9 protein-coding genes are annotated in these 12,213 nt (G+C 69.5%); 3 read left to right on the forward strand and 6 right to left on the reverse strand.

What is annotated here, in order from left to right; all coding sequences use genetic code 11:
- The first annotated feature begins 102 nt into the window (after positions 1-102).
- A complete protein-coding gene (locus GVY39_RS17365) occupies positions 103-2,508 on the forward strand; it encodes a PEP-utilizing enzyme (RefSeq protein ID WP_159925698.1) in 2,406 nt (801 codons plus the stop codon).
- Positions 2,509-2,588: 80 nt separating this feature from the next.
- Positions 2,589-3,494, forward strand: a complete 906-nt coding sequence (locus GVY39_RS17370) for a tyrosine-protein phosphatase (protein WP_236565503.1) — start codon at positions 2,589-2,591, stop codon at positions 3,492-3,494.
- Positions 3,495-3,653: 159 nt separating this feature from the next.
- Here GVY39_RS17370 and GVY39_RS17375 read toward each other — a convergent pair whose 3' ends face one another.
- Together GVY39_RS17375 and GVY39_RS34430 are read right to left on the reverse strand one after the other, a co-directional pair.
- Positions 3,654-4,439: a tyrosine-protein phosphatase gene (locus GVY39_RS17375; RefSeq protein WP_159925700.1), complete on the reverse strand. Its 786-nt coding sequence runs from the start codon at positions 4,437-4,439 to the stop codon at positions 3,654-3,656.
- Entirely contained in the window at positions 4,429-6,588 is a 2,160-nt protein-coding gene (locus tag GVY39_RS34430; protein WP_159925702.1) for a pyruvate, phosphate dikinase, read from the reverse strand. The genes GVY39_RS17375 and GVY39_RS34430 overlap by 11 nt, the downstream gene beginning before the upstream one ends.
- Before the next feature lie 330 nt (positions 6,589-6,918).
- Between GVY39_RS34430 and GVY39_RS17385 the strand changes: the two genes are divergently transcribed.
- Positions 6,919-8,034, forward strand: coding sequence for an AMP-binding protein (locus GVY39_RS17385; protein WP_201295253.1), 1,116 nt, complete (start codon positions 6,919-6,921; stop codon positions 8,032-8,034).
- A 73-nt stretch (positions 8,035-8,107) separates the two neighbouring features.
- On the opposite strand, the gene GVY39_RS17390 is transcribed toward GVY39_RS17385, so the two are convergent.
- Genes GVY39_RS17390 through GVY39_RS17405 form a run of 4 tightly spaced genes read right to left on the reverse strand, consistent with a single transcriptional unit; the run spans position 8,108 to position 12,182 of the window.
- Positions 8,108-8,926, reverse strand: coding sequence for an SDR family oxidoreductase (locus tag GVY39_RS17390; protein WP_159925704.1), 819 nt, complete (start codon positions 8,924-8,926; stop codon positions 8,108-8,110).
- Positions 8,927-8,984: 58 nt separating this feature from the next.
- Positions 8,985-9,719: a glucose 1-dehydrogenase gene (locus tag GVY39_RS17395; RefSeq protein ID WP_159925706.1), complete on the reverse strand. Its 735-nt coding sequence runs from the start codon at positions 9,717-9,719 to the stop codon at positions 8,985-8,987.
- Positions 9,719-11,431, reverse strand: a complete 1,713-nt coding sequence (gene kstD, locus GVY39_RS17400; protein WP_159925708.1) for a 3-oxosteroid 1-dehydrogenase — start codon at positions 11,429-11,431, stop codon at positions 9,719-9,721. The genes GVY39_RS17395 and kstD overlap by 1 nt, the downstream gene beginning before the upstream one ends.
- A 13-nt stretch (positions 11,432-11,444) precedes the next feature.
- A complete protein-coding gene (locus GVY39_RS17405) occupies positions 11,445-12,182 on the reverse strand; it encodes a glucose 1-dehydrogenase (RefSeq protein ID WP_201295260.1) in 738 nt (245 codons plus the stop codon).
- Positions 12,183-12,213: the final 31 nt, after the last annotated feature.

Here is a 12,213-nt window from a genome sequence, read left to right on the forward strand (position 1 = left end):
GTCCCGTTCATCGGGACTGTGGACCGTCGCGGCGGCACCGGATGGCGATGGTGTGTGAACGGCGTCACGTCTGCGTGGGACGCCAGCGAGGAGGAGGAATTCATGCGGGTCCTGGTCACCGGAGTCTCCGCTCCGACCGGTCGCGCGGTGGCGCGCACGCTGCTGGCCGCCGGCCACGATGTGGTCGGGCTGGACCGTGCGCGGCACCGGTACGTCGACCCTCGGGTCCGGGTGATCACCGGAGACCCGGCTGGGCCTGCGATCTGCGCACAGGCCGTCGCCGGCTGCGCGACGGTGGTGCATCTCGGCGGTTCGCTCGCCGCGATCGCGAGTGCGGCCGGAGGAGCCGGAGCGCGGCTCGTGATCCCGGTCGTCGCGGGTGCGGATCCGATCGCCGTGGATGCCGTGCGGTCCAGCGGAGCGCAAGCCCTCATCGTGCGCACCGCGCCGGTCGGGGGCAGGCGGGTCGACCGCGAGAACTGGCGCATTCTGTCGCCGCTGCTGCATTCTCGCCGCACGGGCGGCTTTCAGCTGCTGCATCACGACGACCTCGAACGTTTCCTGGTGGTGGCCGCGGGATCGGCGCGCACCGGCGTCGTCGACCTGGCGGCGTCCGGCGTGGTTTCGGGCGACGACGCGCGCAGCATCCGCGAGGCCGCGGGCACCCGGATCTTCTCGTGGGCGTCCCGTACCCGGTCGGCGCCACCGGAGCTGAATGCCGACGCGGCTCGCGATGATTGGGGATTCCGCTGCGGCTGGAGCGCGTCGGAAGTGGCTGCCGACATCGTTCGCGGGCTGGCCGGACGCAAGTACAGCGGTGGCGACTTCATCACTCAGCCAGGCGCTATTCCCTTGCCCGGCTATGTGATACCCGCCCGCGCAACCACGTCGGACGGCCACGCCCTGGTGTCGGTGGCACCGAAGGGCCTCGAAGGCGAGTTCGACGATCGGGTCGACCCGGCCTACCCGGTGCACACCGCGACGAATACCTCCGAGGCACTGCCCGGACCACTCACACCGTTGACCGTCGATCTACAGGCGGGTGCGATCCGGCTGGCCAACGCCGCGATGGGCAGGATGATCGCGCTGGACGGAATAGCGCTCGAGCATTGGACCAGCCGGGTCACCACCGTGCTCGGCCACCACATCTACATCAACGCCTCCATCGGTGTGCTGGCCGCGGAGAACATGCCGGGGTGGGACGAGCAGAGCATCCGCCGGGACGTCTACGGCAACATTCCGGCCGAGATCTCGCTGACCCCGCACGGCAAGCCACCCACTCCGACCGGCTTCGCCAGTACCCGCGCCACCTGGCGAGCGGCGGGCCGGGTGCTGCGCACCGCGCTGCGGTATCGCGAGACCACCGACGGCATCAACGCCGCCGCCCACCGGGAAACCCTCAGCGCCGCGGCCATACGCGAGCTCACCGACGAGCAGCTGCACGCGCGAGCATTGCTGTGGCGGGACCGGCTGAACCAATCCTGGGCGGCGGCGTCCATCGGCGTGATGATGACCGGCGCGGCCACCGCCATCCACTCCCGCGGCAAGCAATCAGCGGCCGTACCGATCGATCCGGAGCGGTTGGAGTCGGCCAGGACCATGCTCGCCGTGGAACGGCTCGCCGGACTGTGCCGAACCGATACCGCACTGCACGACGCGGCACATAAGGGCGACGTCACGGCGGCGCGGGCGGCCTCACCGGCCTTCTCCGCCGCGCTGGACGAGGAGCTGGAACGGATCGGACATCGCGGGCCGGGCGAGTGCGAGCTGATCAACCCCACCTTCGGCGACCGGCCCGAGTTGCTGGTGGTCGCCGCCGCCCGAGCCGCGGAGATGCCCGCGCCCGAACGGGAGCCGGTCGATGCGGCCGCCAGTCGCACCGCGCGCATGGCAGCCGGCGCGACGATGGCGCGCGAACGCGTCCGCGACGCCGTCGTCCGCTATACCCACTGCCTGCGCCTCGCCGTGCGCGAGCGAGCGGAACGGCTGATCCGGGCCGGTCGGCTACAGCGAGCCGAGGACGCGTGCTTCCTCACCCTCGACGAGATCCTGTGGGCGCCTGCCGACTCGACCGAGCGCGTCGCGCGACGGCGAGCGGAACTGACCCGGTTGCAGAGTGTGCGGATGCCGGACGTGATCGCGGGTGATTGGCAACCGCTACCGGACGCGAACGCTTTGGCCCCCGGAGAAAGCCTGACCGGGATCGGGGTGTGTCCCGGCGTCGTGGAGGGCACGGTCAAACGCGTGCTGTCCCTCGATGACGACATCGAGCCGGGCGACATCCTCGTGGCGTCGGTCACCGACACCGGGCACACCGCGATGTTCGCCTACGCCGCCGCGGTGGTCACCGACATCGGCGGCTCGGCTTCGCACGCCGCCATCGTGGCCCGGGAATTCGGCATCCCCTGTGTCGTCGACACCAAGTCCGCCAGCACCAGTCTCGCCAATGGGCAGCGGGTGCGCGTCGACGGGTCGGCGGGCACGGTCACCCTGCTCATCGACGCCTGAGCCGTGGCCGGGGTGAGGCACCCCGGCTCACCTGCCGGCTCGGCGCCGCCGGGCCGCGACCCAATGGAAGGAATGATCCAGTGACGATTTCGCGTGCTGTACGCGGTGCGGTGACCGGTGTCGCCGTGGCGTTGATCGCCGTGTTCCCGTCCACCGGTATCGCATTCGCGGGCCCGGGACTCGTACACACCGTGCACGACCGGTCCATGCAGCTGTCGACGGCGCCGAACGCCCGGGACATCGGCGACTATCCCACCCAGGGCAATGGCAAACTGCGCACGGGCGTCGTCTTCCGTACCGACGCCTTGGACAAGCTCACCGCCGCCGACCAGCAGAAGCTGGTGGCGTCGGGCATCACCGCGGTGATCGATTTCCGCAGCCCGGCCGAGTCGGGGGCGAACCCGGACAAGCTTCCGGCGTCGATTCCCGCGCTCGCGCGTCCGGTGTACGACCCGGGCAACGACTTCTACGTGATGGTGGGCAGAGCCGTGCAGGGCGGTCCGGCGGTGCAGCAGCAGATGTTCGGTGACGGCAAAGCCGTCGGCATCATGCGCGACTACTATCGCTGGCTCGTCACCGACGCCACGGCTCGCGCACAGTTCGCGACAGCCATCCGGGATATCGCGAACGCGAACGGACCGGTGCTGTTCCACTGCACCGCGGGCAAAGACCGCACCGGCTGGATGACCGCGATCCTGATGACCGCGCTCGGCGTTCCGAAGGGCCAGGTGTACAAGGATTATCTGGAATCGAACGACCACCTGGCCGCGAGCAACAAGGCGCTGATGGACGGACTGGTGGCCAAGGGGCTGGTCACCGATCCCGCGCTGTTCGAGCCGATCCTCGGCGTGCGCGCCGACTTCCTCGACGCCGCGTTCGATCAGGCTGGAACGTCGTTCGGGTCGTTCGACCGGTTCGTCTCCGACGGGCTCGGCGTCGACGGTGCGACACTCGAGGCGCTGAAGTCCGAACTGCTGTCGCGGTAGTCGCGAACGAGAGCGGGTCGGTGGATCATGATCCACCGACCCGCTCACTGGTGTCAGCCCACCGGATGTGCGGCCGTCCGATCGCGCTTGCCCGTCGACACTCGGCGCGGCGGCCTCGTGGCATCGCCCCCGCTCACCGCACCGTCCGGAGTCGAGCGGTTATACCGGTGCGGTCAGCACTTCGCGCAGTCGTGCCAGCTCCGCGGTGGTCAGTCCGTTGGTCAGCAACCATTCGGCCGCGCCGCCGTGCCGGGCGGACAGATTCGCGAGAAAACGACGCATCACCTCGGCTTCCACACCGAGGATGCCGGTGCTGACCGGGGGCAGCCCGGCGTAGGACGCGAGCGCGTCGAGCCGGTCGCGGACTCGCTGCATGCGTTCACCGGTCAACGCGTAATCGGCGGCGATGGCCTCCGCGGGCACGCCGACCGCGTCCAGCAGCACCGCGGCGAGTACGCCGGTGCGGTCCTTGCCCGCGGCGCAATGGAACAGCACCGAATGGCGGCCGGCGTCGACGACGAGCCGCACGGCCGCCACGAGGGAGTCGACGCTGCCCGCCAGCAGCTTGTCGTAGAGGTCGACAAGATCGACCCGGCTGGCGTCGGGGACCAGATCCCTTGCCGCCAGCGAGGATCGCGGCGACTTGCGCACCGGCAGGCAGATCCGCCGGACGTCGGCGCCGGCGAGCAGTCCGTAGCCCTCCCGCCGCACTTCGTCGGGCAGCCGCAGATCGATCAGCGTGCGCAGACCGATCGGACCGAGCAGTTTCGCCAGATCGGATTCGGTGAGGTTCTGCGGGGTGCTGGAGCGGTAGACCACCCCGAAACGCGTTGTGCCACCGCCGCGCACGGGCAGTCCGCCCAGATCGCGGACGTTGTCGATCTGGGCGAACTCGACCCACCGGTTGTCCGGCACAGTGGATTCTCCCGCGGTGTCAGTGGGCACGGCCGGCCGCCGCCTCGTCGGCGCGGCTCAGGCCGCACAGTCCGATCAGGTCCTCGTGCAGCTCGAACCACACGGTGTGGTAACTGTCCAGCACGGGCCTGGCGACCCAGGATTGATCACCGGCCGCGATTCGCTCGATCGCACGCGCGAACCGGATGGGGTAGCCAGCCAGCCGCGGCGCGACGTCACCGATCCGTTCCAACAGTGGTCGCACGGCGCGATGCAGTTCGGTCAGCCGGGCCAGTACCGCACCGTCGTAATCGGCGTCGGCGTGATCGTTGACGGTGGCCGGATCTCTCATCTGCCAGGCGGTCACGATCTCTTTGAGAACGTCGTTATAACCACAGAATTCGGCATAGACGGCCGCGATCGCGGCCCGGTCGACCGCCTGTCGTTCCATTGCCAGCAGGCAGTCCAAGTGCTGTCTGCCTTCGGGTGTGAGGCGCACACCGATCGGCGTCGCGGCACACCAGCCCCTGGCCACCAACTCCGCGCATCGGGCGGCGACGACCTCGGCGGACGCACCGACGCCCGCGGCGAGCGCGTCGTGGGCGGCGCGGCCTTTGATGCCGATCAGGCGCAGCAGATCGAGGTCGGGAACCTCTGCCACCGCCGAAGGCGCCACGTCCACCGCTGCCGAGGCGTCGGTCCCACGCGCGTCCAGCCACGCCGACAACTCGTCGACGCCGGTGCCCGCCCAGCCTGCCAACCGGCCGACATCCGCGAGGGTGCTCGCGTCGACGGGTTTGCCTTCGACACGGCCCGGCCACACCGTGCCCGCGCCGCCGTCCACGGTCGCCACTCGGCCGGCCAGCGCCGCGACGACACCGGGACCACAACCGACCACGCACGGTCGGCCGATCTCGCGGCTGACCAGCGCGGCGTGCGAGGTGACGCCGCCCAGCCCGGTGACGATCGCCCGGGCGGCGATCATGCCGTGCAGGTCGTCGGGGCTGGTGGTCGGGCGCACCAGGATGATGTCCTCACCGGCCTCCGCACGGCGCTCCGCCTCGTGCGGATCGCCGACGACCACGCCCGAGGCCAGTCCGGGACACGCGGATTCGCCGCGCGCCAGTGGCGTCCCGGTGTACTCCCCGGTCGCCGGACGCAGCACGGCCCGCACCTGGTCGGCCGTGACCCGGCGCAATGCCTCGTCCGTGCCGATCAGTCCTTCCTCGGCCATCGTGACCGCGGCCCGCACGGCCGCCCGTGCCGACCGCTTGGCGGGGCGCGCCTGCAACAGCCACAGGGTGCCGGACTCGACGGTGAATTCGATGTCCTGGATATCGCGGCCGTCGCGTTCCAACAACTCGGCCGCCGCGACGAGCCGGCTGTGCACCTGCGGCAACAGGGTGGCCAGTTCGTCGAGCGGTCGTGGGGTGGTCCGGCCCGATACCACGTCCTCGCCTTGGCCGCCGACCAGCCATTCGCCGAACATCGCGCGTTCTCCCGTGTTCGGGTTGCGGCTGAACAGCACGCCGGTGCCGGAGTACTCGTCGAGGTTGCCGAAGACCATGGCCTGCACGGTCACCGCGGTGCCCAAGGTCGCGGGCACACCGCGATTGCGCCGATAGGTCTGCGCCCGGGGCGAATCCCAGGACCGGAAGACGGCGCTGATGGCCGCCCGCAACTGCTCCCACGGATCCTCCGGCACCGCACCGGCGGGAGCACCCAGCACGGTTTCGCGGTACTGCGTACGAAAGCGCTCCCTGGTATCCGCCGCATAGTCCGGGTTACCGGTCTCGGCCGCCAACGCTTGCGCGACGGGCTCGTTCATGCCGAGGTTCAGCACCGTGTCCATCATTCCCGGCATGCTCACCGCGGCGCCCGAGCGCACCGACACCAACAGCGGACGGGCGCCTGCTCCGAAGGTTCGTCCGGTGCCGTGTTCCAGCGCGGCGATGCCCGCGCGGATCGCATGCCAGGTGCCCTCGCCGATCACCCCGCGCGCCGAGAAGTCGGCCCACCCGTCGATGGTGATCACGAACGCGGGCGGCACGGGAAGACCGAGTGCGCGCATGCGGTTGACGCTCCATGCTTTGCCGCCGATGCGTTCCCTGGACAGCGAACAGGCGCCGTCGAGTTCGACGACCGGCGCCGCGCTCGCTGCCTCGTCGTTTCGCTCCACTAACTCTGCTCCGGTGGTCATGTCACTCCTTAGCAATCACTGAACGGTCCGCGCCTGCGCGCGATTCGGATCTCGTCCGCCGGACCGTGTCCTGCCGGGCGCGAACCGCGGCGCGCACACTTGTCGCCCGATTCGAGCCTGCCGGGCTCGCTGCCGCCTGCCGTAGCCGTGGTCCCGCTGAGCAGGATGGACACCCGCGCCTGGCACCCGGGTGCGGCGATCCGCGTGAGGGGCCGAGCGGGCCGCAGGGAGGGAGGATTCCCGGTCAGCGGGATATTCGAGGCTGATCGCCACCGCTCGCCCAGCTGGTGCGCCACCATCGCCGCATGGATCGACGGCGCGAAGCGACCGGTGAGCTCGCGACGATCCCGGCGGTGTTGGCCGATCGGGCGCGGCGCGACGGCGCGCGCATCCGACATTCTGTTCACTTCCGGCACCACGGGTGCGCCGAAGGGTGTGCCCGCCACCCACCGGCAGACGATCGTGGCGTTCACCCGGTGGGCCGATGCCGTCACTCTCTGCGGCGACGACAGATATCTGCTGGTGAACCCGTTCTCCCACACCTTCGGCTACAAGGCGGGGGTCATCGCGTGCCTGCTGCGGGGCGCCACCATGGTGCCGGTGGGCCGCTTCGATCCGGAGCGGATCTGTGGCGTCATCGAACGCGAGCGGATCACCGTGCTCACTGGTCCCCCTACGCTCTTCCACGATTTGCTCTCCGACGGCCGATCCATCACCCACGATCTGAGGTCACTGCGGCTGGCGGGTACGGGTGGTTCGAGCGTGCCGACCGGGCTGGTGGAACGCATCCGCCGTGATCTGGGCGTCGAAAAGGTCTTCACCGGCTACGGGCTGACCGAGTCGACCGGCATCGCGACGGTCTGCTCCCCCGATGCGCCGCCGAACCTGGTCGCGACAACGGTGGGAAGGGCCCTGCCGGGCGTGCGGGTGCGCGTCGTGGATGGATCCGGTCGGCCCGTGCCGGCCGGTGCGCCCGGCGAAGTCGTCGTTCGCGGTGCCAACGTCATGCACGGCTATCTCGATGATCCGCAGGCCACCATCGCGGCCGTGGATTCCGGCGGCTGGCTGCGCACCAGCGACATCGGCACCATGGACGCCGACGGCTACCTGCGCATCACCGACCGCCTCGCCGACATGTTCATCGTCGGTGGCTTCAACGCCTATCCCGCCGAGATCGAGCGAATCCTCCTCACACACCCGGCGATCCGTGAAGCGGCGGTGGTCGGCGTTCCCGATCCCCGGCTCGGCGAGGTGGGCTGCGCCTTCGTCGTCCGCACCGGTCCCGCGACCATCGCGGCGGCGGAGATCACCGGGTGGGCCCGCACGCGCATGGCCGGTTACAAGGTCCCGCGACGCATCGAGTTCGTGAAGTCCCTGCCCCGCGACGCCGGCGGAAAGGTTCTCAAACAGGTCCTTCGTGACCGCGCGGCGAGGCCACCGCGCTGAACCGCTCAGCGCAGTGGCCTCGGATCTCGGCCATGAACGCGACCGACCGCGCCGACACGGCGAGCCCGTTGTTCTAGGCGACTTCGTTCTTCATCTGAGCCGTGAGGATCTTCTGGTATCCGGCACCGAACAGCCTTGGCAGCCAGTCGATCACGCGCGCGTCCGTGCCGATCAAGATCTTCGCCTTGTTCTTGCGGATGCCGTCGACCATGACCCGCGCGGCGTGCTCGGGGGTGGTCTTGGCCAGGCGGTCGAAGTTGGCGGCCAAGGCGTCGCGATCACGATCGCCGCCCGCCCGCGCCTTCCAGGCGATCTCGGTCTTGATCATGCCGGGGTGCACGCTGCTGACGCCCACCGCGTGCCCGGCGATGTTCATCTCCTGCCGCAGCGCGTCGGTGAAAGCCCGGATCGCGAATTTCGTCGCGCTGTAGGCGCCCTGGCTGGGGCACGCGGCCAGGCCGAACATGCTCGACACGTTGGCGATGTGCCCGTCACCGGAGGCGATGACGTGGGGCAGGAACGCCTTGGTGCCGTGCGCGACGCCCCAGAAGTTGATGCCCACGATCCATTCGAAGTCCGCCCAGCTGAGTTCTTCCACGTTCGCGGTGAGCGAGACTCCGGCGTTGTTGACGACCAGGTTGACCCGGCCGAAGTCCTCGGCCACCTCGTCGGCGTGGCGGTAGACCGCGTCCCGGTCGGTCACGTCGAGTTCGTAGGCGCGGGCTTGCGCGCCCTCCGCCGCGCACAGCGCCGCGGTCTCGGCGACGTTGTCCGCGTGACGGCCCGACAGCGCCAGACGGGCGCCGCGGCGGGCGAGCTCGACCGCCAATGCCCGGCCGATTCCGGCGCCCGCGCCGGTGATCACCGCGGTCCTGCCCTCGAAATTCTTCACGGGTTGATTCCTTGTCTCGATCGGCGGTCGGCCCGCCGGCTTGCCCTGCCGGGCGTTGTCACAGGGAGGTGTAGCCGCCGTCGGCCACGAATTCCGAGCCGGTGCTGAAGCTGGACTCGTCGCTGATCAGGAACAGCACCAGATTCGCCAGCTCTTCCGGGCGGCCGGGCCTGCGGATCGGCTGGTTGCCCGACATATCCTGCGAGCGCGCCGAATCGGCGGTCATCTCCGTGGCGACGACGCCGGGATGCACCGAGTTGACGCGAATGTCGTAGGCAGCGAACTCCTGCGCGGCGGTCTTGGTCATGCCGCGCACCGCCCACTTGGAGGCGGTGTAGCCGAGGATGCCGGAGAAGGCGATGATGCCGCCGATCGAGGAGATATTGACGATGGAGCCGCCTCCGGCCCGGCACATGGACCCCAGCACCGCCTTCATGCCGAGGAACACCCCGACCTGGTTGACGTCGATCACCTTGCGGAAGTCGGCTTCCGACAGCTTCTCGATCGGATCGACGTGCACGATGCCCGCGTTGTTGACCAGGCCCGAGACCGGCCCGAAGGCCTTTTCCGTATAGGCGACCACGTCGTTCCACGCCGCCTCGTCGGTGACGTCGAGCGGGAGGAAGGTCGCGGCGTCGCCGCCCAGCTCGGAAGCCAGCGCGGCACCTTCGTCCACCAGGACGTCGGTGATCACCACCGTGGCGCCTTCGGCAACCAGCCGCCGCGCGAAGGCCGCGCCCATCCCCCGGGCGCCGCCGGTCACGATGACGTTCCTGCCCTCGACCCGGCCCATCAGCCCTCTCCTTCAATGGATGTATCCGTCGACCGCGCGGTGCCGCCGGGCCGGCCGCCCGCGATGTGGTCGGCCGCGATGTAGCCGAAGACCATGGCGGGACCGATGGTCGCGCCCGCACCCGCGTAGTCGTTGCCCATCACCGAGGCCGAGTTGTTCCCCGCCGCGTACAGACGCGCGATCGGGCGATCGTCGGCGTCCAGGACGCGAGCGTGCTCGTCGGTGACCAAACCGCCCTTGGTGCCCAGGTCGCCCGGCACCATCTCGACCGCGTAGAAGGGACCCTGCTCGATCGGGGCGAGACAAGGATTGGGCCGCACGGTCGGGTCGCCGTAGTAGCGGTCGTAGGCGGAATCGCCACGCCGGAAGTCCTCGTCGCGACCTGCACGGGCGAAGCGGTTGAACCGCTGCACCGTCGCGGCCAGCGTCCCCGCGGGCACACCGATCTTCGTCGCGAGCTCGGCGAGGGTCCCGGCCTGGGAGATGATCCCCGCATCCAGGTACTTCCGGGGAAGAGGACGTTTGGGGAAGTTCCCCAGGAACAGATACCGGTCCCGGAAGCGCTGATCCATGATGAAATACGCCGGAATGTGCCCGCCGCCGTCCGCTTCCCGCTCGTACATCTTGTGCACCACGTTCACATACGGGGCCGACTCGTTGACGAATCGTTCACCGGCGTGGTTGACCATGATGCCGCCGGGCTGAGAACGCTCGGCCAGACAGAAGAACGGCGGACCGTCGGGATTGCGCACGGACGGGCCCCACCAGGCGTCGTCCATGAGATCGACCGCACCACCTACCTTCTGGCCCGCGACGATGCCCTCCCCGACATTCTCGGTGGCGCCGACAGTCCAGTCGGTGGACTGGGGACCGCTGATGTACTGCTTGCGCATCTCCAGGTTGTGCTCGAAGCCGCCGGCCGCCAGCACCACGCCGCGGCGCGCCTTGATCACCACCGGCCTCCCGTCGTGCTCGGCGCGCACGCCGACCACCGCATCACCCTCCGTGAGGAGTTCGGTCAGCGGCGTGTTCAGCCACACCGGCACCCCGGCGTCGCGCAGCGACAGCCACAGCCGGGCCGCGAGCGCCTTGCCGAGACTCAGCGGCAGCCGCCCCAGCAGCTTGTTGCGCACCGCCTGCGCACCGACCTTCATCGCGGTGCGCTTTCCTGCCCAGGTGCGGGCGATCATGTTCAGGTCGTGGAAGTCGCTGACGGTGAAAGCGATTCCTTTCGGGCCGGACATGGTCGGCTGGTTGATCTTGTGCAGATCGCCGCCGAGCAGCCGTCCGTCCAGCGGCGCGGGCTCGATGCTGCGTCCCTGGGCCGATCCACCGGGAAACTCCGGGTGATAATCGGAATAGCCACGGTCGTAGACGAATTCCCAATGCTTGCTCCGAGCGCCCAGGTAGCGCATCATCTCGGGCCCGTGATCGAGGAACGCCCGCTGCTTGGCCTCCGGAACCCGGTCGCCGACCACCGCTTTGAGATAGGTGCGGGCCAGCTCCGGACTGTCGGGCACGCCTTCGCGCCGCAGGACCGGGTTGTCGGGAATCCAGATACCGCCGCCCGAACGCGCGGTGGAACCGCCGAAGGATCGGCTCTTCTCGATCAGCGTCACCGACAGGCCGCGGTAGGCAGCGGTCAGGGCGGCGGTCATGCCCGCTGCGCCGGAACCGACGACCACCACGTCGAATTCGAATTCCTGAGTCATCGCGTCGCTTCCGTCAGTATCCGCAACCGGTGAGCATGCCGCCGTCGACGACGAATTCGCCTCCGGTGCAGTAGCTGGCCGCGTCCGAGGCCAGGAACACCGCCACACGGGAGACCTCGGCGGGCTGCCCCCAGCGCGGAATCGGCAAGCTCGCGAAGAAGTCGTCGCCGTCGACGCCCGATGCTCCGGACACCCCCGCGGTCATCGGCGTGGCGATGCCACCCGGGTGCAGCGAGTTGACCCGAATGCCCAAGTGGCCCAGCTCCCGGGCGGCCGACTTGGTGATGCCGCGGATCGCGAACTTGCTGGCGCTGTATGCCGAGAGACCGGCGGCGCCGACGAATCCTTCCACGGAGGAGACGTTCACAATCGCTCCACCTCCGGTCTCGGCCAGCACCGGCGCGGCGGTCTTGATGCCGAGCCAGGTGCCGGTGACATTGACCGCCATGATCGTGGTGAAGTCCGCCAGGCCCATCTCCACGATCGGGACGAAACGCAGGATGCCCGCGTTGTTCACCACCGCGTCGAGCCGCCCGTAATGGGTGACCGCTTCGGACACCGCGGCGGCCCAATCGGCCTCGCTGGTCACGTCGTGGTGCACGTATCGCGCGGCGGAGTCCAGCTCGGCGGCCAGCGCCGTTCCCTCGTGATCGAGCACGTCACCGAACACCACTCGCGCGCCCTCGGCGACGAACTGCCGCACGTGCTCGGCGCCCATACCGCGCGCCCCGCCGGTGACCAGCGCCACCATGCCGTCGAGTTGTCCCACCGATTCCCGTCCT

Origin of the sequence: Nocardia sp. CY15, assembly GCF_009829295.1 — a bacterium.
GTDB lineage: Bacteria > Actinomycetota > Actinomycetes > Mycobacteriales > Mycobacteriaceae > Nocardia > Nocardia sputi.

Excerpts from the sequence above, each read along its gene's own strand:
- kstD (WP_159925708.1), bottom strand. The coding sequence starts at position 11,431 with ATGACTCAGGAATTCGAATTCGACGTGGTGGTCGTCGGTTCCGGCGCA.
- GVY39_RS17405 (WP_201295260.1), bottom strand. The coding sequence starts at position 12,182 with ATGGTGGCGCTGGTCACCGGCGGGGCGCGCGGTATGGGCGCCGAGCAC.
- GVY39_RS34430 (WP_159925702.1), bottom strand. The coding sequence starts at position 6,588 with ATGACCACCGGAGCAGAGTTAGTGGAGCGAAACGACGAGGCAGCGAGC.
- GVY39_RS17365 (WP_159925698.1), top strand. The coding sequence starts at position 103 with ATGCGGGTCCTGGTCACCGGAGTCTCCGCTCCGACCGGTCGCGCGGTG.
- GVY39_RS17395 (WP_159925706.1), bottom strand. The coding sequence starts at position 9,719 with ATGGGCCGGGTCGAGGGCAGGAACGTCATCGTGACCGGCGGCGCCCGG.